Source organism: Streptococcus sp. HMSC034E12 (assembly GCF_001835915.1).
GTDB lineage: Bacteria > Bacillota > Bacilli > Lactobacillales > Streptococcaceae > Streptococcus > Streptococcus vaginalis.
On record NZ_KV826434.1, the window covers coordinates 109,948 to 131,478 of the forward strand.

The 21,531-nt window shown below is 37.3% G+C and carries 24 protein-coding genes and 1 pseudogene; 6 read left to right on the plus strand and 19 right to left on the minus strand.

Features of this window, described 5'->3' with window-relative positions:
• Positions 1 to 196: 196 nt before the first annotated feature.
• Positions 197 to 1,414 (minus strand): tyrosine-type recombinase/integrase, encoded by a 1,218-nt coding sequence (locus HMPREF2574_RS03665; protein WP_001291561.1) that lies wholly within the window; start codon positions 1,412 to 1,414, stop codon positions 197 to 199.
• Positions 1,415 to 1,495: 81 nt separating this feature from the next.
• Positions 1,496 to 1,699, minus strand: coding sequence for an excisionase (locus tag HMPREF2574_RS03670; RefSeq protein ID WP_000814511.1), 204 nt, complete (start codon positions 1,697 to 1,699; stop codon positions 1,496 to 1,498).
• Here HMPREF2574_RS03670 and HMPREF2574_RS10840 point away from each other — a divergent pair.
• Positions 1,683 to 1,934, plus strand: coding sequence for a hypothetical protein (locus HMPREF2574_RS10840; protein WP_001845478.1), 252 nt, complete (start codon positions 1,683 to 1,685; stop codon positions 1,932 to 1,934). The genes HMPREF2574_RS03670 and HMPREF2574_RS10840 overlap by 17 nt on opposite strands.
• A gap of 225 nt (positions 1,935 to 2,159) precedes the next feature.
• Here the strand turns inward: HMPREF2574_RS10840 and HMPREF2574_RS03675 are convergent, their stop codons facing one another.
• Positions 2,160 to 2,390: a helix-turn-helix domain-containing protein gene (locus HMPREF2574_RS03675; protein ID WP_000857133.1), complete on the minus strand. Its 231-nt coding sequence runs from the start codon at positions 2,388 to 2,390 to the stop codon at positions 2,160 to 2,162.
• Positions 2,387 to 2,809: a sigma-70 family RNA polymerase sigma factor gene (locus HMPREF2574_RS03680; protein ID WP_000804885.1), complete on the minus strand. Its 423-nt coding sequence runs from the start codon at positions 2,807 to 2,809 to the stop codon at positions 2,387 to 2,389. Before HMPREF2574_RS03680 ends, HMPREF2574_RS03675 begins: the two co-directional genes overlap by 4 nt.
• 504 nt (positions 2,810 to 3,313) lie before the next feature.
• Between HMPREF2574_RS03680 and HMPREF2574_RS03685 the strand changes: the two genes are divergently transcribed.
• A complete protein-coding gene (locus tag HMPREF2574_RS03685) occupies positions 3,314 to 3,667 on the plus strand; it encodes a helix-turn-helix transcriptional regulator (RefSeq protein ID WP_001227347.1) in 354 nt (117 codons plus the stop codon).
• A 59-nt stretch (positions 3,668 to 3,726) separates the two neighbouring features.
• Here HMPREF2574_RS03685 and HMPREF2574_RS10125 read toward each other — a convergent pair whose 3' ends face one another.
• The 15 genes and pseudogenes from HMPREF2574_RS10125 to HMPREF2574_RS03745 all read right to left on the minus strand — a co-directional run bounded on the left by HMPREF2574_RS10125 (position 3,727) and on the right by HMPREF2574_RS03745 (position 17,719).
• A complete protein-coding gene (locus tag HMPREF2574_RS10125; protein ID WP_000336323.1) occupies positions 3,727 to 3,894 on the minus strand; it encodes a cysteine-rich KTR domain-containing protein in 168 nt (55 codons plus the stop codon).
• A gap of 118 nt (positions 3,895 to 4,012) precedes the next feature.
• Positions 4,013 to 5,932: a tetracycline resistance ribosomal protection protein Tet(M) gene (tet(M), locus tag HMPREF2574_RS03690; RefSeq protein ID WP_000691727.1), complete on the minus strand. Its 1,920-nt coding sequence runs from the start codon at positions 5,930 to 5,932 to the stop codon at positions 4,013 to 4,015.
• Positions 5,933 to 5,947: 15 nt separating this feature from the next.
• Positions 5,948 to 5,995: pseudogene (locus HMPREF2574_RS11105) on the minus strand (hypothetical protein); the annotation flags it as partial.
• A 313-nt stretch (positions 5,996 to 6,308) separates the two neighbouring features.
• Entirely contained in the window at positions 6,309 to 7,241 is a 933-nt protein-coding gene (locus tag HMPREF2574_RS03695; RefSeq protein WP_001224319.1) for a conjugal transfer protein, read from the minus strand.
• Positions 7,238 to 8,239 (minus strand): bifunctional lytic transglycosylase/C40 family peptidase, encoded by a 1,002-nt coding sequence (locus HMPREF2574_RS03700; protein WP_000769868.1) that lies wholly within the window; start codon positions 8,237 to 8,239, stop codon positions 7,238 to 7,240. Before HMPREF2574_RS03700 ends, HMPREF2574_RS03695 begins: the two co-directional genes overlap by 4 nt.
• Positions 8,236 to 10,413, minus strand: a complete 2,178-nt coding sequence (locus HMPREF2574_RS03705) for a CD3337/EF1877 family mobilome membrane protein (RefSeq protein WP_000804748.1) — start codon at positions 10,411 to 10,413, stop codon at positions 8,236 to 8,238. The genes HMPREF2574_RS03700 and HMPREF2574_RS03705 overlap by 4 nt, the downstream gene beginning before the upstream one ends.
• 2 nt (positions 10,414 to 10,415) lie before the next feature.
• Entirely contained in the window at positions 10,416 to 12,863 is a 2,448-nt protein-coding gene (locus tag HMPREF2574_RS03710) for a conjugal transfer ATPase TcpF (protein WP_000331160.1), read from the minus strand.
• Positions 12,847 to 13,239 (minus strand): conjugal transfer protein, encoded by a 393-nt coding sequence (locus HMPREF2574_RS03715; RefSeq protein ID WP_000723888.1) that lies wholly within the window; start codon positions 13,237 to 13,239, stop codon positions 12,847 to 12,849. Before HMPREF2574_RS03715 ends, HMPREF2574_RS03710 begins: the two co-directional genes overlap by 17 nt.
• Before the next feature lie 88 nt (positions 13,240 to 13,327).
• Positions 13,328 to 13,825, minus strand: coding sequence for an antirestriction protein ArdA (locus HMPREF2574_RS03720; RefSeq protein ID WP_000342539.1), 498 nt, complete (start codon positions 13,823 to 13,825; stop codon positions 13,328 to 13,330).
• A 116-nt stretch (positions 13,826 to 13,941) separates the two neighbouring features.
• Positions 13,942 to 14,163 (minus strand): hypothetical protein, encoded by a 222-nt coding sequence (locus HMPREF2574_RS03725; protein ID WP_001009056.1) that lies wholly within the window; start codon positions 14,161 to 14,163, stop codon positions 13,942 to 13,944.
• A gap of 42 nt (positions 14,164 to 14,205) precedes the next feature.
• Complete coding sequence (gene mobT / locus HMPREF2574_RS03730) at positions 14,206 to 15,411, minus strand: MobT family relaxase (RefSeq protein ID WP_000398284.1); 1,206 nt, start codon at positions 15,409 to 15,411, stop codon at positions 14,206 to 14,208.
• Positions 15,412 to 15,433: 22 nt separating this feature from the next.
• Positions 15,434 to 15,586, minus strand: coding sequence for a hypothetical protein (locus HMPREF2574_RS10135; RefSeq protein ID WP_000879507.1), 153 nt, complete (start codon positions 15,584 to 15,586; stop codon positions 15,434 to 15,436).
• A 2-nt stretch (positions 15,587 to 15,588) separates the two neighbouring features.
• Positions 15,589 to 16,974: an FtsK/SpoIIIE domain-containing protein gene (locus tag HMPREF2574_RS03735; RefSeq protein WP_000813488.1), complete on the minus strand. Its 1,386-nt coding sequence runs from the start codon at positions 16,972 to 16,974 to the stop codon at positions 15,589 to 15,591.
• 28 nt (positions 16,975 to 17,002) lie between these two features.
• Positions 17,003 to 17,389, minus strand: coding sequence for a YdcP family protein (locus HMPREF2574_RS03740; protein WP_000985015.1), 387 nt, complete (start codon positions 17,387 to 17,389; stop codon positions 17,003 to 17,005).
• A gap of 15 nt (positions 17,390 to 17,404) precedes the next feature.
• Positions 17,405 to 17,719, minus strand: coding sequence for a YdcP family protein (locus tag HMPREF2574_RS03745; RefSeq protein WP_000420682.1), 315 nt, complete (start codon positions 17,717 to 17,719; stop codon positions 17,405 to 17,407).
• A 481-nt stretch (positions 17,720 to 18,200) separates the two neighbouring features.
• Here HMPREF2574_RS03745 and HMPREF2574_RS03750 point away from each other — a divergent pair, with 481 nt between their 5' ends.
• The 4 genes from HMPREF2574_RS03750 to HMPREF2574_RS03765 are packed head-to-tail and all read left to right on the plus strand — an operon-like array spanning position 18,201 to position 21,513.
• Complete coding sequence (locus HMPREF2574_RS03750) at positions 18,201 to 18,794, plus strand: TetR/AcrR family transcriptional regulator (protein ID WP_007895162.1); 594 nt, start codon at positions 18,201 to 18,203, stop codon at positions 18,792 to 18,794.
• Between the two features lie 19 nt (positions 18,795 to 18,813).
• Positions 18,814 to 19,401, plus strand: coding sequence for an MptD family putative ECF transporter S component (locus HMPREF2574_RS03755; protein ID WP_007895227.1), 588 nt, complete (start codon positions 18,814 to 18,816; stop codon positions 19,399 to 19,401).
• 20 nt (positions 19,402 to 19,421) lie between these two features.
• Complete coding sequence (locus HMPREF2574_RS03760) at positions 19,422 to 20,123, plus strand: energy-coupling factor transporter transmembrane component T (protein ID WP_002989377.1); 702 nt, start codon at positions 19,422 to 19,424, stop codon at positions 20,121 to 20,123.
• On the plus strand, positions 20,116 to 21,513 hold the full coding sequence (locus tag HMPREF2574_RS03765; protein WP_007895192.1) for an ATP-binding cassette domain-containing protein: 1,398 nt from the start codon (positions 20,116 to 20,118) through the stop codon (positions 21,511 to 21,513). Before HMPREF2574_RS03760 ends, HMPREF2574_RS03765 begins: the two co-directional genes overlap by 8 nt.
• Positions 21,514 to 21,531 lie beyond the last annotated feature (18 nt).

The following is a 21,531-nucleotide window of genomic DNA, read 5'->3' on the forward strand; positions in this document are numbered from 1 at the left end:
ACTTATAGATAATTTTACATACAAACAAAGTATAAATTTCTAATTATCTTTTTATATTTTCTTAAATGCTCGTAAAGCCTTATTCTATGTGCTTTCGAGTATTTTTACTGTAGGAAGATACTTCACGTTTCTTTGCATATTTCCTCATGTCTTAGCTGTCAGAAGTGGTAAATAAGTAGTAAATTCATTTGTACTACTAAGCAACAAGACGCTCCTGTTGCTTCTCTTTATTCAAGCGTTTCATTTCTGCCATTGCAGAATCGAATGTTGCATGTGCGTAATAGTTCAGCGTCATGGCTATATTAGCATGTCCCATAATGTACTGTAATGCCTTTGGATTCATTCCTGCATTTGCATAGTTGGTACAGAATGTATGTCGCAAACTATGTGGAGTGATGTGTGGCAATTTATCCTCGTTATACTTATTGTATTTCTTAACAAGACCTTTCATCATGCCGTTGTAATCACTTGCCACTTTTGGATAGTTCTTTCTATTAAGAAAGAGGAAATCACTATATCCATCAATCTCAACACGCTTATCATTCTTTCGATTCGCTAACACTCGCTTAAATGCTTGATAGGCTTCTTCAACCATAGGAACTTGACGTTCGCCACTTTTGGTCTTTGGTGTTTCAATGTAGTACCCAATTTCAGTATCTCTCAATAGCTGATGGTCTATATTGACAAGACGATTCTCAAAATCTAAATCTGGAAGTGTCAAACCACCAAACTCTGAAATACGAAGACCTGTTTTTAAGAGTATCAGAATTTCATCATAATTTTTGCTGTAGGTTTTATCAGCTTTTGCAAAGGCTAACAGTTTTTCTTCCTGTTCTTCTGTTAGTACGGTCTTAGGGACAGTATCATCATCAAGAACTGCTTTCAGTTGAAAGTCAAATGGATTCTTCCGAACACAATCATCTTGTATAGCAATATAGAATGAAGCCTTTAAAGAACGTTTGTAGTTATTGATGGTTTGATAAGCATAACCATTTTCACTCATTCTAATAGCCCATTCTTTAGCGTCTGATGGCTTAATACTGTCAATACTTCTTACACCTAACTTGTCTTTCTTCAAAATATCCATAAGATATTTGCGTCCAGTTTCAGTGTTTTTTCTAACCTTTGGTCTTTGAGCGTTCTGTTTTGCGTAAAGCTGGCAGAGTGTCATTTTCTTTCCTACAACATCAATACCATCATGAATGTCTTTCTGTAACTCTGCGATTTTCTCTCTAAGTGAGATACAATCACGCTTTCCTGCTGGTACTCGGTCTGTAGCCACAAGTTTCCACGAGTAAACAAATTGCGGTTCTCCAAATGAATCTATATATTTGTATAAGTATCTTCCGTCTTTTCGTTGGCTCTCTCCAGTCTTTAAGATTCGACCTTTATTGTCACGTCTTTTTTCTGACATGGCATTTGCTCCTTTCCTTTATGGAAAGAGCCTTGATACGACTTAATACTATTTTATCATATACAAGACCCTTTGGCGACGCTAGATTGCGTCCAATGTATCTATAATTTTTTCAAATTGTTTTCGTTTAATCTGAATACGATTGCCATTCATAATCAGCCAATTTGCATTTTTATTTTCCTCTGCCAAGCGTCGTAGCTTGTTTTCGCCAATACGAAAATATTTTGACGCTTCTTCAATGGTTAGGGTATAACGTTCCCAAATAGGAATGTCAGTCTGCTTCATAAAATCCTCCTTTCCAAATCACTTATTTGGATTTCATAAAAGTTGTTTTACCAGCAATCGAACAGCTTTAGCAAAGCTCACGGGAGTTCCACCCCTGCATGGTTCTCATGTAGCCATACTCATTGCCTGCGACGGTTTTATCACGCTCGGACTATTGACTGTATGGGAGTATCATTATCACGATAAGAATGTCGTTGCAGGCAATCCTGCTAAAGATTGCTTCTCGGATCACTAACATGAATCGCTCGCTATCTTTATAAGATAGGTCATGGCGGTTAGTTCCGTTGGCTCTTTTCTTATCGAAACGTATTCGATTACTTTTATTCAGTTTTCAAAGAACAATGGCTCGTTAGCCTATCAAAACACATTGAAAGCTCAATATGCTTTGGTGGAATAACAAACCTCCCTGTTCGGGAAGCGTGGAATGGTTTAGCACGCTTCCACGAAAGGAGAGAGGATATTACTTAATTTCAAATGACAAAATCTTTGTAATCAGTCTGGTTTCCATTCTTCCACGTAAGACTTCATCAACGACCATACTTTGATTGCCATATTCATCTTTCATAAGTCGTAGGGAACGCTTCGTTATGTACCCTCTGTAATGATGTAGAATCTGGTTAATCGCTTCGGTATCGCCATCTGTTGCCTTTACAATGAGAGGAAAGGGAATCATAGGATATTGTGTTTTCATTCTTCAAATTCCTCCATAAACTTTTTAATTAAGGCTAGTCCACTGGTTCTATGCCGATAGACAGTAGAACGGTTCAATTTCAACAGGTCTGCAATTTCTGAATCGCTCATGTCCATAAAGTAAAACAGCAGTAGAATTTCACGTTTCTTGTCTGGCAACTCACGTAATGCTTCACTCAACAAATCATTTTCAACGCCTACTGATAACCCATTGAGTGTAAAAATCTGAAAGTCAGTTGAATAGTTATCTGTTGTCGCAAACTGGCTAACAAGATAATCGCCAACATCCGAAAAGGACACCTCACGCTTTGCAATCCTTGAAAGATAAAGCATATAATTCTTTCGCTCGTCTTCCATAGCACGTTTACAGATATAGTCAAACTGATTTTCTATTGTGGTCTGAAAAGAAGATGGTTTCATGTTTCTCACCCCCTTTCTGTCTAGGAAAGGAAGTGAGCCTTGCTCGTTTATCTCCTTTCACTCTTAGTCCCAATGTGAAAGGGGGATTTGTTGCATTACTGATAAATAAACTTTGTAAAAAAGTTCTGAATAGCCAAAAAAGCATATAAACAGATTTATTTCTCTGTTTACATGCTTCTGTTATTCTATCTATATGATTTATAAAACCACATTGGTGGACGTACTTATCTATTGCAGATAGACGACTTTTTTTGACAAGAACCCAATGTAAGGAAATTTATTGTATATGATGTACTTCATGGCGACGTTGACCTCCAACAAACCGCCATTTGGAAGTAATATACAATATTTTAACAGCGTAAATAGCACTACCATATAACGGTTTTTTTTATTGGCGTTTAGTAGTGCTTTTTATTAAATATAAACCTATAAACCATATAACACGTTTTTTTATACCTGTTTTTAATTCAGTAGGAACAATAAAATGTATAGAGGTGGTCTACTATGCGTAAAAAAGAAGATAAATATGATTTTAGAGCCTTTGGTTTAGCCATTAAAGAAGCTCGATTGAAACGAGGTTTAACTCGTGAACAAGTGGGAGCATTGATTGAAATTGACCCACGGTACTTAACTAATATTGAAAATAAAGGGCAACACCCCAGCATACAAGTTCTTTATGACCTTGTATCGTTACTTCATGTTTCCGTTGATGAATTTTTCTTACCTGCTAATAACTTGGTAAAAAGCACCCGACGATTACAGATAGAGAAATACATGGATAGCTTTACAGACAAAGAACTATCCTTAATGGAATCTTTAGCCAGCGGTATCAACGAAGCAAGAAACATCGAAGACTAATTAAAAGAATCCATACATAACGGAAAGAGCCGATAAAATGAGATTGTATTAATCTCATTTTATCGGCTCTGCGTCTTTGCGTCTGGCTCTGTAATCACAGTTACTTTGAACTGCTTTATTTCAATTAAATTTTCTTGTCTGCATTTCGGACAATAGAGGGGGAATTTTTTTAATTCAGTATCTTCCCTTATCTTTAATCGTGTTTTATTTCCACATACAGGACACAATATCCACTTGTAGTTTATAATAACTATCTCCTCCTTTACACTTTAATTCAAATCTTTATTAAAAAATATTTCATCTTATTTAACAAGAAACCATATTTATATAACAACATAAAATACACTAAGTTATTTTATTGAACATATATCGTACTTTATCTATCCGACTATTTGGACGACGGGGCTGGCAAACAGGTTCACCGGTAGTAACATGGTACCCTTTTAACTCTGTTAAACAAACACTACGTCCATTTGTAAAGAAAGTTAAATCACTACGATATTCTTGAATACACCGAGCAGGGATTTCTCCACTAAGAATGACCTCATTATTTTTCAATTGAGTGTCTACGATGTTCGCACAATATTTAGGAGCATCGTTGTATGCTCGTGAAAGATATTCCTGTGGCGCATAAATTTTAAAACTAAGATATGGCTCTAACAATTCTGTTCCAGCTTTTTTTAAGACTTGTTCCAATACAATAGGAGCAAGCATCCGAAAATCTGCTGGGGTACTAACAGGGCTATAGTATAAGCCATACTTAAAACAGATTTTACAATCCGTCACATTCCAACCATATAATCCTTGTTCGCAACCATAGCGTATCCCTTCCATAACTGCATTTTGAAATGATTGATTTAAGTATCCAAGAGAAACCGAGCTCTCATACTGCATTCCACTTCCCAACGGAAGCGGTGATACAGATAAACCAATGGAAGCCCAGAAAGGATTTGGCGGCACTTCGATGTGAATGGTATATTCTGCATTTTTTAACGGTCTCTCCATATAAATGACTGTAGGCTCTTTTAGTTCTATCTCCACATGATACTTTTCTTGCAACAGTGCACTAATCACTTCCATTTGTACTTTCCCTAAGAAAGAAAGTATAATTTCATGTGTCGTAGAATCCACGTAATATCGTAGAAGCGGATCACTATCTGAGATTTCCAAAAGGGCATCAAGCAACATTTCTCTCTGTTCAGGTTTACTCGGTTCAACAGTTGTTTGTAGTAGAGGGTGCGGATTTTCAATCTTTTTTCTCTGTGGCAATAGTTTTGTATCTCCAAGAACACTATTTAACTTCAAAAACTCATTTTGCAAAATAACAATTTCTCCAGAATAAGCTCTATCAATCTTACATAATTCACCATTTATTGAAGTATACATTTCTGTAACTTTTATTTTTTCTTTTTCTGATACTCTAACCGAATCTCGTAAATGTAGTACTCCACTATAAAGGCGTATATATGCAAGACGTTGTCTTTTTTTTGTATATTCAATTTTGAAAACATTTCCGCAAAGTTCAGACGGACCTCGATGTGTTGATGAATAAAATTTATTCGTAATCACTTCTATAAGGTTATCAATCCCTATATTGTTTTTTGCACTTCCGTGATAAACAGGGAACAGGGAACAATTATGAAATCTTATGCTTTCCTCTTGTTCGAGTTCCAATGCTTCTAATGATTTACCGGACATATATTTCTCTAAAAGGTCATCGTTTCCCTCTATTACCGTATCCCATTGTTCAGATTCGGTAAAGTTCGTCACACACATATTAGGATACAGTTCTACCTTCTGTTTGATTACAATTTCGGCAGAAAGTTTCTCTTTAATATCCTGATAAACCGTTGATAAATCAATTCCATTTTGGTCAATCTTATTGATAAAAAAGATTGTGGGAATCCCCATTTTCCTAAGTGCATGAAATAATATACGAGTTTGTGCTTGTACGCCATCTTTTGCAGAAATCAGTAGAATTGCCCCATCTAAAACTGATAATGAACGATATACTTCTGCTAAGAAATCCATATGTCCTGGCGTGTCTATGATGTTCACCTTCGTATTTTCCCACTGAAAAGAGGTTATTCCTGTCTGAATTGTAATTCCTCTCTGACGTTCTAAAAGCGTATTATCCGTCCTCGTTGTACCTTTGTCCACGCTTCCTAATTCTGTAATCGCTCCACTGTTATATAATAAGCTTTCTGTTAAGGTAGTTTTTCCTGCATCAACATGAGCTAAAACTCCAATATTAATAATTTTCATGTGATTTTCCTCCATTCAAAAACCCAAAAGGGCATAAAAATCCCAGTGATAAATACTTTTATCACTGGGATTTTTATGCATAACCATAGGTATACAAAGCATACAGATATTCTCTGGATACTTTAGAATCACATGATAAAGGTATTCTTAAACTGGGTACAAAAAACTAAGCCCTCCTAAAAAAGGACATCTAATTATTTGTTCCCGCTATCAAATTGACAGTTTATTTAAGAATACCTTGCCGCATATTTATTAACTCCTTTTAAATAGTCACTTAAATAATAGCACGTAAGAGCATATTTGTCAAGGAATCTCCAATTTTTTATCAAAAAGAGTACATGATTACAAAGTATCTGTAATCATGTACCAATATTTGTTATTTTACAATCTTCCAATTACTCCCGTTCTTTTCAAGTACCAAATCAAATTGAGATACCTGCGTTGCTTTGGTCTGCTGGTCGATATACTCCACTGTCAGCGATACCGTGACTTGATTATCCTTACGATTGTGAATAGGATTTACCAGTTCTTGAAAGATGTACTCTTTTCCGATTGGTTTTAATATCCCGTCATTCACATAGTAGGAAAGTTCACTGGCTGTCGCTGTAGGATAGAGCTTGAAGAACGTCGTTAAAAACTCATTGATTTCATTGGTTGTAATGGAATCAACCGTCCCCTCACTTTCAATGGCTTTTGGTTTATAACTTGATTTCTTAGGTATGTTGGTAATGGTCGGATTCTTAACCAGTACCATATTTCCAGAACCATCTACATAGACACTCACTATATAAGCAGAGTGGACGGTCTTTGTATTTTCTCCCTCTGTAATGAGCTGGTCTACACTGTAGGTTACATTAAACTCATTGTCGCCAGTTGGCTCTACCGTCCATATCTGAAATCCTCTTACAGAAGACGATACAGGAATATCTTTGCGTACTGTATCAACATTGAGAGCTTGAAGTTCATCTGTCAGATAGCCTTTTAGACTTTCCATTCGATTATCAATGGACTTATCGGATTGCTCCCATGAATAGTAGACTTTCGCAAAGTTCTCTACAAAATTTTCTACATGATGAGTATCAACGTATTCCTTTTCTATGATAGTTGTTTCGTGAATAGTATGAGTATCTATAGCTGTAAAGTGCTTGAATATCGCAAAGCTGAAACTAAGCCCTAAAAGTACCCACAAGGCAATCACAACCTTTTTATGAGGATTGACCTTATAGACACGAGGTTTCTTTTCCTTTGGTATCTGTTTTTCTTTATTCTGATTTTTTCTAAATTTCATCATTAAATCTTCCTTTCTCATTGTTTGATTCGTCCTGCTCCCACTAAATGCTGTTGCCAGTAGGGGCTTGTTAAGTCGGCATAACCGATTGGGTCGCCTGCATGAAACATACGGTTATTGCCAAGGTATATCCCAACATGAGTAATATAAGAGCCAGCGTTATAGGTAGAATGAAAGAAAACCAAATCGCCAGCTTGTGCTTCCGATAGTGGGATATGCTGGGTCACATCATATTGCTGTTGTGCGGTTCGTGGTAAGTTAATTCCAGCTTTTCCATACGTCCATTGTGTCAGTCCGCTACAATCAAAAGAAGTAGTCGGGGAAGCTCCACCGTAAACGTATCGCCAGCCCTCATATTTCAGTGCTTCGTCCATGATGGCTTGTACCGTATCATCATCAAACTCTGTTGTGACAAGATACTGCGTTACCAGTTGCACATAAAACATATTGCCATAGTTGTATCGCCAGCCCCCATTGATAGGTATGGCTATGGGATTGGGGTAAGACACTTTTTCGCCACCTGAATACTCTTTTGAGAAACTTTGAGCCAGTTCAAAGGTATATTTATTTCCACGATTAGCCACATACCCTAAGAAACCACCACCATAATTGTAGGACTGGATAACCGATTCTAAATCTACACTGAGCCTTTCGCTACTGGCTAATAATTCACTGAAATACTTCACACCTTGCTTAATGGATTCTTCTGTACTCAATGAATTAGGTGGAAGACCGAGGGATTCCGAGGACTGCATAACATCTTCCGCAGTACCGCCCGATTCCACCTGTATAATCGCAAGAAGTATGTTGACATATTCTTCAACGCCATATTCTTTGGCATATTTTTCTACCATAGGCTTATGAGCCAGCACTTCTGCGGAAACATTCACACCTCCATAATGAATATTGGAAATTCCGCTGTCCTGTTCATCTGAAAATAAAATGGCAACAAACAGAAGCAGTGAGAAGACCATCAAGAATAATCCAGAACCACCAATCACTAAAGTTTTCAACTTCATGGTTTCTTACCGACTTTCTTAATGGTGGCGGTTTTGATTGGTGGTCTACTTCTTGTATTTTGTAGTGGTACTCTTTGAACAGTAGACGGACGTTCTTTTGTGATTGGACGTTGTGAAGTTCTATCTGCTGTAGTGGTTGAAGTTGCTGGCTTTTGAACGGTTTTTTCTTGAACGGTATTGCCTTGGCGTTCCACTTTTGGACTTGAAAAATCGGACTTAACTGCTGGACGCTCTTGTTTGGCTTGTTGAGATTCCTTATATGAAGTCTGAATATTAGACTGTTTTGAGGTCTGTTCATCATGATATTGTTCTTGTCTTGTAGTCGGTCTTTCATGAACAGAAGAAGCAGGCTGTTTTTTCTGTTTGACCTGTTCCATTTCAGAGCGACGCTTCGCAATGGTTTTTCGCCTTTGTTCCTGCTGTTCCTTGCGTCCACTGGCTCTGTCCGCTTTGGTTTGAGAAATACTACTGGTTAAATCACGGACATTCTCTTTTACTTTGGATTTTCCTTGATATACTGCATATCTTGCATTGGTCGGCAAATCTTTAACCTGTTCTTTCAAACCACTAGCAGTGTCTACCATTCTGTCTTTGGTATCAGCTACTGTACCGATGGTTTGACCGATACGTTTTCCAAGTGTTGATTTTTCCTTTCCGTCTGGTCGGGAGTGATCTGCTTGTGTCCTTGCAGAACTCCCCGAACCCGACTGTCCTTTTTTACCTGTAACAATGGCAGACCCAGCCCCTAGAGTAGTCATGGAACGTCCAAGTTTCCGCTGTAGACGGTGCATGTGAGCGTGCATAAGCATACGAGGTTTTCTCATCACACGACTTCCCACACTTTGAGAATCGTTACTCTGTAGAGAAAACATACTCATTAAATCGCCCAGCTTGAAGTAGATTCCTGCAAAGGTCACAATCTGTAGAAAAGCAATCAAAAAGAACGGATAACCAGCCGATAAGGTATAGAGCATGGTTGAAATACTAAATGCTGTCGTAATAATCAATGTGATTCCAGCTCGTGTCAAAATGGTATTAAAGAGCTTTGTTATGGCTCGTTTTGACATACCATCAAATGATGGAATCATGCTTAAAATAAAGCTCACAGGCAGAAACATAGCATAGATGATAAAAAGTACCTGCGAGAAAATCATGATTCCTGTTAATAGGAATACAAATATGGAAATCCCAATATTGAAGACAAATAGGAAGAAGACTGTACCTAAACGGTTAATGGTCTTTGTAATGGTTAGATTGGTATTGCTTCTGTCTTCAATTTCTTCCGCAACAATTTTTTCTCTGTCTTCGCCATTGTTGGAATCTGGGCTGGTGGAGAGCAGGCTTTCCACACGGTCAATACCGATACTTTCAATGTCTGAACTGTTGTATTGAAGCAGTAGCCACGGTTGCTGAACCTGTATGGAAAACAGGCTATCTCTGATTAAGTCCACGCTGTCCTTGCCTTGACTATCGGAATGGGGCATGACAATCTTCGTGCCAAGTGATAAACTGGCATTACTGATGTCTGATGAAAAGTCATTGATTTTTTTAATGTAGTCGGGAGCGTAGGCAATAAAGGAAGCCGATAGGATAAACACCAGCACAAAATTCATAATGGCATGAATTGCCTTTGTGGTTTCTCTCTTTATCAGTCCCGTATAGGCAACATAAACCCCAAGAACCAAAATCAAGAGTAAGAGGAATCCAACATAGAAACCCTCTGTTGAAAATCCGTTTGCACTCACACCAGCTAAGGTCTGCATATTCTTACCAATGGAATCTGCTGTAGCGGAAATGAAGTCTAAGGAATAGGCTTCCTGTACTAAGTAACCTGTCGCATTGGAAACATACAAACTGATTGTCCAAATAAAATTGGTAATGGCATATAGTCCATACATGACCTGTTTTCCAATCCCGTCCGACCAGTTCCACGGAAGCCAGCCCCAGCTATTATCCACATAAAAATCCAGTTGATAGTTTTCAAGTGGGTATCGGCTGTATTCATTTGCCACATTGACCGTATCATCTACCAAGCCCGCAGCTTGAACCACCGTTCCCAGCATGGCTAAAAGAAAAATGGCAATCACAAGTGTGAAAGCCACTGTCATTGCCACTTTACCTAGACGTTTCAGCGTCCAGTTTGATTTTATTCTGTTTACTATTGATGGTTTCACATTTACACCTCTTTTCGCACAGGTGGTCTGGTATCAAAGGCATGGAGCAGTTCTTCAAATACAGGGTGGAACTGTATCACACCGACACGACCATATAAATCACTGATAAGGCATTGCCCGTTTTCCAAATCACGCAATCGCTTCTGATTGTTTTCGTCCTCTGGGTCTACACCAAAAAAGGCTAAGGTCTTTTTAATCTCGTTAAGGTCAGTGGAACGAAATGCAAATTTTAAGCCGAGGTTATTTTTCAGTTTTTCATCTAAGAGGTCGTCTGTATTTTGGGTCACGAAATATACCCCAGCGTTCATAGCACGACCAGCCCGAACCAGCTTCATAGATAGTGTTTTTCCTTGTGCTACCTGTAAAAAGCTCCATGCTTCGTCTAAATCTACAATCTTGAAAATGCTTCGGTCTGTATGGATAAAGTCTAAAGCAAAGGTACTAATGACAATCAGCATAGCAACGGATAAAAGCTCCATAGTGGTATATTCCTCAAAGGAAGTTTCCTTGTCGGGAAGTACCAAGTCCGCAACCTGTATAATGTTCAGTTGTTTTTCTAAGCTGATAGACTGCTCCACATAACCATTACTGAATAATAAATGTGCAAAGTCATAGTCTGTAAAACTTTCGATATGGTCGGCTATACTGGTACTTAGTGGCGTATTCTCAACCCGTAATTCCTCAATCACTTTCATCAACCCTCGTACTTCACTATTGGTTACTGCACGAATGGCTTTTCTAAGGATTGGGAAGCGTTCCCCATCACGAGAGGAAATCCCCGTAAGGAATGTCAGAATATCAATAGCCAGTGATTCAGAATCTTTGGGATTTTTCATAATCACATAAGGGTCAAGTAAGCCTTTGTTTTTCTCATCAGAAGTCAGAGTGACGATATTGATTTCATGGGAAATCTCTGGCAAGGTTTCTTTCCATCTGCCACGTTCTGCTTTTGGGTCTACAATCACTGCTTGTGCCCCATAAAGCACCGCATAATAGACGATAAGGTTATTCGCAAAGGATTTACCACCACCCAGCGAACCAACAAAAGCCGACGCTAACGCATTGGTTACTGAACCCTTAACCCCTTGACTGGCAAGAGCAGGTTTCAGATAGACATTGCGTCCAGTATCTAAGCTGTAGCCAACATAAATCCCCTCATTTTCCCCCAGCATTTGAGTAGCACCAAAACCTAAACCAGCGAGGAAATCAGAGGTCACGTATTGAATATAATCATTCATATAACGCTTGCTGGCAGGTAAAAATTCTTCATGTAAGCCGAGCATATCCCCAAATGGTCGTACCAGTTTTACGCTTAAATCGTCATAAAAATCTTTCACTTCATTACAACGACGTTTGAGTTCGTCAAGATCATTTGCTGATACCCTTACCACATAAGACAGCTTGTACATAGATTCCTTGCTTTGGTCTAAATTGGTTTCCAGCTCATTCACACTTTCCAGAGCTTCCGCCACATTGGAGCTGGTTTCATTATCACTTTGCCAAGCGTGGTTATCCAAGTCTTTCAGTTCTTTCTTTTTATTGCGGACAGTAGATAGGGCTTTACGATTCGCTACAATTTCCACATTCATTGACGTATCAATCGGGAATGTAAATTGCTGTTGCTGGTAGTAGAAGATTTCAGAGGACGGGAAGTCCAGTTCTCCGACAATGCTGTTAATGGTAAAGTAAGCTACATAGACGGTTTCATCTTCCTGCTGGATTTTCAAATATCGCTGTTTTTCTTCCACCAAACAGCGAGTAGGCTTAATCAAGTCATAGTATTTAATCAGCGTTTCATTATCCAGCTTTTTCTTTGATAGATGGTACTCATACTCTTCATAGGCAGTGCCTGTCTGTCCGTAAAGGTGTTCAATCAGATAGCCGAAGTCGTCCTTATCTAACCTGCGGATTTTGAAACGACGAGAGATTTTATTTTCTAAGAGCTTTTCCATCTTCTGAAAACGCAGGATTTCATCATTACTCATACTAACAAAATCGCCCATCAGCTTATGGTTCACATCATAGACAAAATCAGACAAAGCATTTTTTGCTTCAACGGTAAGACTTTTCATAGAAAACTCCTGATCGTTGAGAAGCAACTTAAAGCCGATAAAGAAACGGTAGTTCACTTGATTTTCGCCAATCATGGATATTAAAGCGTCTGTCTGTTGGTCGATTTTGTCATAGGCAACCGCTTTGAGCTTGCCAGTGACTTCATTTTTGGAACGCTCTTGTGCAGAACGTATGCTGGATTCTGTACTGATTTGTAAAGCATGAATTTTGCCATCACGATTTTGTGCGATAAGCTGTCTGAAAGAATCATGCACTTGTATTTTCTGTTCTGGACTTAGAAATGAGTAATTGTAAGGAACAAGCTCATAGTAAGCATAACATTCCCCGTCTTTATTCCAGACGAGATTGTTTTCAATGTATTTAATTGGATATGCCATAAAATTCACTCCTAACTGCTGTAATGGCTTCTTGTGGCTGGTTTCTGCCAAGCGTTACTTTTTTTCCTGCATAGGTCAGCTTTGGTCGCAGTGCATAAGCAATGACAGACTTCAAAAATCCATAAGGCTTTTTACCATCAAAAGTTTTTGTAGACATAAACCATGTGAAAGCCACAGGAATCCCAAAGTATTTGAGAAATGCTCCCTCTATCATGGAAAGAGGGGGCAAGTTGCCAAGTATCATCACTGCAAAGAGTGACACGACAAACCATGTCATTTGCGTAAAGGTTATGGGAAACGGAAGTCTAAAATCATTGATAGAATACAGTACCTTTTCCACAGACCAGATACTGGTATAGCTTCGTATTTTCTTCATGTAATCAATCCTTTCATAAAAAATAGGGGTAGCTGATTGAGCCACCCCGTAAAATAGAAAATCTGCCAGTAGTAATGTACCGACAGATTTAATAGACGATTTCAAAAATCCCATGATTGGTTGAGATAAACGTTCCTGAAAGGTCTAAATCCCGACCATAGGCTTGATAATCAATATAGTTTTGAAGACTAGCTGGTACTTCGCCTAAAGCACCCGTTTCTTCAATGTAGTAGCGTGCCACGTCATACATATCATCACAATCGGAATGAATGATAATATCCTCTTGATGTTCGCTTAGTTCTTCAATGCTTGAAAAATGAGTGAGCAGAGCAGATAGCTCCGATTGTAATTCTTCGGGTAATTCCGATACCATTTCCCATAGTCGATTGAGTTCGCCAATGGAAGTGTATTCGTCAACCGTAAAGGGTAACTCGTAGTCATGAATGGCGTATTCCTCATATTCATCATTCAAGCCGATTTTCTCTTTGACTTCCTCAAAGTCAATGGGAAAGGTAAACCACGCACCGACCAATTCGCCCTCATTGTATTTGCCTAAATTCGCAATATAGACTTGCATATCGTCCATATATTCACGTCCTTTCTTTGTAGAGATTCAAAAATCCCTACCGCACTTCGTTTGGTGTACCATTCCTTTGCGGAACATAAGAAAACCACTTATATTCCACAAAAGAACGGTTTTATTTAAGCACCAATAATGCGATTGAATAGCTCTAGTAAAATGTCTTTTACTCCAGCAGCGTTGAAGACTAAGCCAACCGCAATAATCGCAATAATTAAAAAGCCAATCAGTTTGCTAAACTCACGCTTGAAGCCAAGATACAAGCCAATCACAACGATTGCTAAAAGCACCAGTGATTGAGCGTTTGATAGAAACCAGTTATAAAGGTTTTGTCCAAAATTCATAAAAATGTTCTCCTCTCTATATTCAATGAATTTGTATTTGAGTTATTTTTTTGTTGTTATCACGTCCTGTTCTTTTACTGACTGTTGCTTCAAAATCTGCTTGTGTCGGTCTGTCAGTTTCGCATGGTCGAGAATGTCTTTTACAACCTGCGTCTGGTTGATTTCATCAAGTTTAATCGCAACCTTTAAGGTCGGGGCAACTTGATGAGATAGCCAGTTCAGCGTCCTTTGGAAGGAGTAAGGCTCTGGTTTTGTGGTTAGTTTTAATCGTTCACGATTGTTCCCAATAAACCAAGCCCATTCTTCATTCAGTTTCCAATCAGAACGAGGTTTGGAATCGTCTTTATCTACAAAACGGATATACCGATTGATAATTTTAAAGGCGGTATGCTCTGGATTGTCATAGACGAGTAAATCACGGACTGCATAATAGGCACGCTCATTTTTCAATCGAATCTCAAAACGGTTTTTTACTTCTGCGTCTTCAATGGGAATATCATTTTTCTTGTACTGCTCGTAGTCCTTTTCATAGATACAGAAATAAACTTCACTTTGTAATGAACCGATATAGAGGGTGTTTCCCATACATTCCTTTTCCTCTTTGCGTACCAGTTCGCCACTGCGATAGCTTTTAAAACTGCGGAAGACGGAGATACATTCTTCCTGTTGGCACTTTTCAGTGAGTACAGGGATATTTAAAATCCCTGTCTTATCGTTAATGGCAAGGTCAAGGCGTTTCATCACACCGCCAGCCACCAAAACGTCCATAAAGAACTCATACCAGCTTCTTTGTTGTGCCAGAAGATAGCTTTCAAATTGTCTGCACCCACGACCTTTCAATTCCACCAGAACTCCTTTGTCCAGTTCATGGGAGCAAAGGACGAATATGTCGCCTAAAGCATAATGCTCTGAATAAGAATAGAAACCATAGTCCTCATGAAGAAAATAGGACAGTTTCAGTTGTAAGATGTTTTCGACCACCTGCTGTACGTCTGTTGTCGGAAAGCGAATTCTTACATAATCAAACAGCATTTCAAGGGGAGCGTCGGGATTGAAGCGTTCCAGAGCTTCCCAAAGGGACTGCTGTAAATCCTCTGATGGCTTGACTTTTCCTGTTTCAATATCGCTTAGATACTGCCTTGTAATACCAGTCGCAACAGCTAAACGGTTTTGAGATAGTCCATAAGCCAAGCGTTTTTCTTTTAAATGCTGTAACCAAGTTTGTTCATTCAGTAAAAATCCCTCCAATCAAAAAGGCGTATGTCAACTTTTAAAGCCCATTTGACATACGCTGAAATTTTGTAAATCCCTTGTAACCAAAGGATTTTCTAATGTTTTTTTGACTGTTTCCTGTCGATTTGTACCCCCCTGTTAGATACGGGGGGTTAAGTGCTGGCGTGGCTATTGCCACACCAGCCAGCAAGATCAGTCCACACCTGCGACTTCCGCTTCGCACGTCGCCTGCGTGGACTGTCTGCTGTTGGATAACTTTTTAATTTCCTCCAAGAAATCATATCCTTTTGGTACAAGGGGAGTATAAAACTCTGATATGACACTTGTTCCTACATCAACATAGCCACGACCTTTGATTCGCTTTAAGAAGAAATCCTTTTGTACGTCACTGCCAAACATCATGCCATAGCCCATTTCAGACATACGACCTAAAGCCACTCTGAAATTAAACTGATCACGGATTCCGTCGCCTAAATATTTTGCGTCTGGACGTTGACAAGCCAGTATTAGAAAGAAGCCAGCTTGACGACCTAACATGACAATCTGTTTCAGCTTATTCATAACTGCGGTGTTTTCTTTTGTTCCCAGCATTTCCATGAAAGCGACGTATTCATCAAAGATTAAGAAGTGTGCCGGGAGACCTAAGTAAGCATAATTTTTGCCAGTCTTATAGTTCTTCATCTGCTTCATTTCCTCACTACGTTTCATCATTTCTTCATAGAATGTTTCAATGCAAGAAAGCAAGTCTTCTTTTCTATAGTAGACATTTGCCATCACAGAACCTAAGTCCGCAAGATCAGCATTTTTCGGGTCAAGAATATACAGTTTTGAATCTGTATGAAGCAAGGCTTCAATCAGTGTCAGTATAAAGTAAGTTTTACCGCCACCTGTACCACCAGCAATCAACATATGAGGGAGCTTATCATATTCCCACCATACGTTTTTCATTAAGCGAAGTTTACCATCTTTAGCTTCTACTTCATCAATAGAAATACGACTGGCTATGGTGTCATAGAGCAAAGTATATTCCACATAGGAATCCTTTAACTCTTTATCCGTCAGCTCACAGTACAAGCCACTCTCTAATTTCTTTTCCAAGTGTAAGAGTTGGTCTTGATATTTTCCCAGCGTGATTTCCACCCGTATCTGTATCAAGCCATTTTTAAGTCGATAATACATTTTAGGGAAGTAGGTTATCTTTTCCTTTGTACGACCAGCACTATCTTTAAAGAAACCCTCTGTTTTGACCTGTTCAGATTCATACCACTTGTTTTCAAGTATCATCTTTGCCAGTTTTTGACGGTGGTAAAGTTGTTTAACCGTATCATAGCGAACCCGTTTGAATACAAACGCTACCAGCAAGCAGATAAGAATTGCGACACTGAAACTGATAATTAAATAGGGAATGTCAATCTTATCTGCTTGTGATAGGTTAAAATCCTGCCAGTTGATCTGCTGGATTGTCTTCACATGAAACAGTCCGACAACCAGCAGGAAAACAGGCAGGAGTGACGCTATCGTAAAATGAAAGACTAAATCTTTACCAGATGGGCGAATCCTTTTACCACGCTGTTTCATGCGAAAAAGTCTCCTTTCTACCTAGCGACTATTTGTCTTGTGTCGGTTCTTTCTTTGCTTGTGGTTGAGCTTTGAATGAACTAGAATCCTTTGTCAGCACAATATCGTCTGCCTTGATATACCAGTCAACATCTGCTCCTTGATAGGTGGCAGTAGCAACGGTGTCCGCAATGGGATTGATAAGTTCCACCCGTGCGTTATAATCAAACTCTTTCAAAGGCACGCTGGCAGGAATACTTACTTGAATCATGCGTCCTTGTCCTTTGGATTTTAAGTCATAGGTACGTTCCTTGATTTCATCTGAAACCGACCCGTCTTCATTTTGGATTCTCACTTCACGACGTAGAGCAGAGAATTTCAATTCTCCAAAAGTCGTGTCTTTATCTAATACAATGCCATTTGCTAATCTCATCATTTTTCCTCTCTTTCTTTATTCTTTTATCATGTCGTCAGCATGTAAAAGGTAATTTGTAAAACCACGAGTGCCGATTTTGTAGCCCTCTGCGGTAATACGTGGATTGACTAACTTCACACGTTCCTCAAAGCCGAAATGTTTTTCGCCAGCTTCAGCAGGAAGCACCACCACAATATCATCTGCTCTTTGAACATCAGAATAGAGATTATAGCTTCTTGATAAGACAGTTAGCCGTCCGTTGATTCTTCGCTGAACGACTTTATCCTCGCCAGCAAATTCTAAATTGCCGAATGTTTTTTCCATGTTGGGAATCACAAATTTAAGTTCCATATTTTTACCTATCCTTTCTTTTTTATTGGCTGAATGAATGTTTGATGGTCTTAAAGAGTGGGGAACGACCTTTTGATTCTTGATTTTTTGTTTTCATAAGTTCACTTCCTTTCAAAATCGGGTAAAAAAATAGACACCTCATTTTTTGAAGTGTCTACCTATTAAATATTCAAATTTTATTGGAAGTATCTTTATATCTTCACTTTTCAAGGATAAATCGTCGTATCAAAGCTCATTCATAAGTAGTAAATTAGTAGTAAATTGAGTGGTTTTGACCTTGATAAAGTGTGATAAGTCCAGTTTTTATGCGGATAACTAGATTTTTATGCTATTTTTACAATAAAATTTGCTGAAAGTCAAAGCTATAAAGAAGATTGTTATTCAAACTCAAAAGTTAGTTGACATTAACTATCATTTATGATAAAATAAAATTCGACAGTAGTGTCGGTTTTTTATTACGATATGAAATGAGGTCTTTATTTTGAAAGAAGAAAAACAAAAAGTTGGACAAATTAGAAAAAAAGAGATTCGAGAAGCTGCAAAGAAATGCTTTCTAAATAAAGGGTTTCAACTTACAACAATGGAAGATGTTATCACAGAGGTAGGAATGAGTAGAGGAGGTGTCTATCATCATTATGGTAATACAAACGAAATGCTTAAAGACTTAATGCTTGATGGTAATGATTATAGAAACAACTTGATAAATGAGTATTTAAAAAACAATCGAGGAAAAGATAAATATCAGCAAATGGGTGATATTTTGGTTGATAAGTCGCTGGCTGATACAGAATTGATGAGATTGTATACACTCCTTTTACAAGTAAAAAAATATAATCAGGATTTGGAAAAATTGTATCAAGAATTGAAACTTAATACGACTAATGAGCTAAGTTTAATCGCCAAGCAGCTTGGAATTAAGGCAGATATATTTGGTGACGGTTTTTTAGTGAATTATATCAATGGATTGATATTAAGTTCAGAAATTTTAGGTGCGAGAAAGTCTTATGTCGAGCATAAACGATATATAAAAGAAACAATGATAAATTATATTGTTGATGTACAAAAGAAAAATTAAAACAATTAGGAGGTTTCAAATGAGTAAACGATTAGAAGTAAAGGATTTAATTAATATAGGATTATTTTCTGTATTAGGTTTTGTATTTATGATGATTGGATCATTTTTAGGAATGGTTCCAGTTTTAATGCCGGTTGTTCCATTGGCACAGGGAGTTTTAGTAGGACCTGTAAATATGCTGTATTCCACAAAGATTAAAAAAAGAGGAATGGTGTTTATTCAATCATTATTGATTGCATTAGTATATGTTGCTATGGGACATGGACCTTGGGCATTATTGACCGCTGTTATTGCAGGTATTATTGCTGAAGTTATTTTGAAATCAGGAGAATATACGGATGTTAATAAGGCAAGATTAGCATTTTCTGTTGCTCCACTTTGCACATTAGGAAATTGGTTGCCAATTTTTATATCAAGAAATGAATATGTCAAGCAGATGTTAGAGAAAGGATATAACCAAGAATTTATTGATAAGATGCTTAGTGTAATGCCGAATTGGATTATTGTCGTAATGGCAATAGGTGGAATTATAGGAGCATATATTGGTTGTAGTATAGGTATGGCTTTCCTAAAAAAACATTTTAAAAAGGCTGGTATGGAAAAATAAGGATTCATAAGGAGTTAAGGATGACAATCAAACTTGATTTTCGTACAAAACTTTTTATGACAATAGTTCTTTCATATGTGATGGTTTTAGGCAATATTCAAGTAAAGTATTTCTTGCAAGCCCTTATAATATCCGTAATTCCGATAGTGCTTTTAATAAATACAAAACATACAAGAGTAGCTATTATTGGGATGGCTACTCTTGTGTTCGTTTATGGTGCTGATAGATTTTTAATGAAATTAGAATACAGTCCCTTGGTAGCGATTTTACTGATATTAGTAATGGTTGTTAAGAAAATACTTCCCGCATTTTTAATGGGGAAATATACCATACTCACATCAAATGTAGGGGAAAGTATTTATTCATTGAAAAAAATGAAATGTCCCGATGAAATAGCAATACCATTGACTGTGATGGTTCGTTTCTTTTATGCCGCAAGGATTGATTATAGCCAGATAAAAAAAGCCATGCGTTTGAGAGGACTAACGCTTAAAAAGTTAATAAAAAATCCAATTCTATTATTTGAATATAGATTAGTGCCACTATTGATGTGTTTGTCTAAGACGGCAGATGATTTAACAGTATCCGCAATGACAAAAGGGTTAGCTGTTAATCAAAAGCGAACAAGTATTAGTGAATCACGCATTGGTGGCATTGATTGCATATTTTTTGTGATAATGGTATGGGCAATCTATTTATATATAAGGGGTAAGTATGCTTAGTTTACAAAATTTAGTATTAAAGTTTGATGGAGAAAGCATATTAGAAAATGTAAATCTAAATTTCAAACCCGGAGAGGTAACTGTTATAACGGGACACTCAGGTACGGGGAAAAGTAGTTTGTTAAAAGTAATAAACGGCATTATTCCCGAATATGATTGTGGAGATGTAAAAGGAGATGTTTTATACAAGGACAAATCTTTATTAGGGATGAGTATATTAGAACGATCCAAGTTTATATCTACAGTGTTTCAAAATCCTAAAACACAGTTTTATTGTATCAATTCCACAGATGAATTGGCTTTTCAATTAGAAAATAGATGTATAGAAAGAAATTTAATTTTAGATAAAATACACTATTATTCAGATGTTTTAGGTAGTAAAGATTTGTTAGACAAGAATATTTTTGAACTGTCCGGTGGAGAGAAGCAGTTAATTGCTATAACTGCTAGTGGAATTTCAGAAAATGAAATTATTCTTTTAGATGAACCATCTTCATCTTTGGATTATGAATCAATTAAGAACTTAAAAAGAGCTATTATTGAGCTAAAAAAAAGAAATAAAATCATAATCATTGTCGAGCATAGATTATTTTATTTGAAAGACATTGTAGACAAGCTGTGTGTAATAGAAAATAAAACTTTTAAAGAATACACGAAAGAATATTTTAGTGATGATTTCTTTGTAAGAGTTTCAGAAAAACATAATTTAAGAAATTTCAATGAAATTTTTAAGAGTGATTTTTTAAATAGACAATATGAAAAAGTAGATATGTTACAAAAAAATACTCCATCAAACTTTGTTAATGAATCAATAACATGTCTACATTTCAAAAAAACATACGATAAGAATACAATTTTTGATTTTAGTGTTTCTTTTAATACCGGGATAAATTTCATTATTGGACAAAACGGTGTTGGGAAAAGTACTTTTATCAATTTACTTATGGGAACTATAAAAGGCAAGGGAGAAGTTTTTTATAAGGGAGAAAAGCTCAAAAAACGGTACGAGAATATCTTTGCAGTCATGCAAGATGTTAATTATCAACTTTTCACAGAATCTGTATGGCAGGAAATTGGAACAGTTACAAAACAGGATAATTTGAAAAATGAAGCCTTAAGAAAGGTACATTTATTTAATAAAAAAGAAATGCACCCAAGTTCGTTATCAGGTGGTGAAAAACAGAGATTGTTGCTTGCTATGTCTATGGTAAGTCAAAAACCAATCATAGTGTTTGATGAGCCAACGAGTGGACTTTGCAAAATGCAAATGGATATTTTGATTGGATTTTTAAATCAAATGGTAGAGCAAGGAAAAACTATTATTATAATCACGCATGATTTTGAATTTATAAAACAATGCGATGGTGCAATATATGAATTTTTGAAATGAAATGTAAATAGATAGAAC

Excerpts from the sequence above, each read along its gene's own strand:
- HMPREF2574_RS03665 (WP_001291561.1), bottom strand. The coding sequence starts at position 1,414 with ATGTCAGAAAAAAGACGTGACAATAAAGGTCGAATCTTAAAGACTGGA.
- HMPREF2574_RS10840 (WP_001845478.1), top strand. The coding sequence starts at position 1,683 with ATGTCAGTCTGCTTCATAAAATCCTCCTTTCCAAATCACTTATTTGGA.
- HMPREF2574_RS03670 (WP_000814511.1), bottom strand. The coding sequence starts at position 1,699 with ATGAAGCAGACTGACATTCCTATTTGGGAACGTTATACCCTAACCATT.
- HMPREF2574_RS03675 (WP_000857133.1), bottom strand. The coding sequence starts at position 2,390 with ATGAAAACACAATATCCTATGATTCCCTTTCCTCTCATTGTAAAGGCA.
- HMPREF2574_RS03680 (WP_000804885.1), bottom strand. The coding sequence starts at position 2,809 with ATGAAACCATCTTCTTTTCAGACCACAATAGAAAATCAGTTTGACTAT.
- HMPREF2574_RS03685 (WP_001227347.1), top strand. The coding sequence starts at position 3,314 with ATGCGTAAAAAAGAAGATAAATATGATTTTAGAGCCTTTGGTTTAGCC.
- HMPREF2574_RS03695 (WP_001224319.1), bottom strand. The coding sequence starts at position 7,241 with ATGAGAAAGGAAGATTTAATGATGAAATTTAGAAAAAATCAGAATAAA.
- HMPREF2574_RS03700 (WP_000769868.1), bottom strand. The coding sequence starts at position 8,239 with ATGAAGTTGAAAACTTTAGTGATTGGTGGTTCTGGATTATTCTTGATG.
- HMPREF2574_RS03710 (WP_000331160.1), bottom strand. The coding sequence starts at position 12,863 with ATGGCATATCCAATTAAATACATTGAAAACAATCTCGTCTGGAATAAA.
- HMPREF2574_RS03715 (WP_000723888.1), bottom strand. The coding sequence starts at position 13,239 with ATGAAGAAAATACGAAGCTATACCAGTATCTGGTCTGTGGAAAAGGTA.
- HMPREF2574_RS03720 (WP_000342539.1), bottom strand. The coding sequence starts at position 13,825 with ATGGACGATATGCAAGTCTATATTGCGAATTTAGGCAAATACAATGAG.
- HMPREF2574_RS03725 (WP_001009056.1), bottom strand. The coding sequence starts at position 14,163 with ATGAATTTTGGACAAAACCTTTATAACTGGTTTCTATCAAACGCTCAA.
- HMPREF2574_RS03735 (WP_000813488.1), bottom strand. The coding sequence starts at position 16,974 with ATGAAACAGCGTGGTAAAAGGATTCGCCCATCTGGTAAAGATTTAGTC.
- HMPREF2574_RS03740 (WP_000985015.1), bottom strand. The coding sequence starts at position 17,389 with ATGATGAGATTAGCAAATGGCATTGTATTAGATAAAGACACGACTTTT.
- HMPREF2574_RS03745 (WP_000420682.1), bottom strand. The coding sequence starts at position 17,719 with ATGGAACTTAAATTTGTGATTCCCAACATGGAAAAAACATTCGGCAAT.
- HMPREF2574_RS03755 (WP_007895227.1), top strand. The coding sequence starts at position 18,814 with ATGAGTAAACGATTAGAAGTAAAGGATTTAATTAATATAGGATTATTT.
- HMPREF2574_RS03760 (WP_002989377.1), top strand. The coding sequence starts at position 19,422 with ATGACAATCAAACTTGATTTTCGTACAAAACTTTTTATGACAATAGTT.
- HMPREF2574_RS03765 (WP_007895192.1), top strand. The coding sequence starts at position 20,116 with ATGCTTAGTTTACAAAATTTAGTATTAAAGTTTGATGGAGAAAGCATA.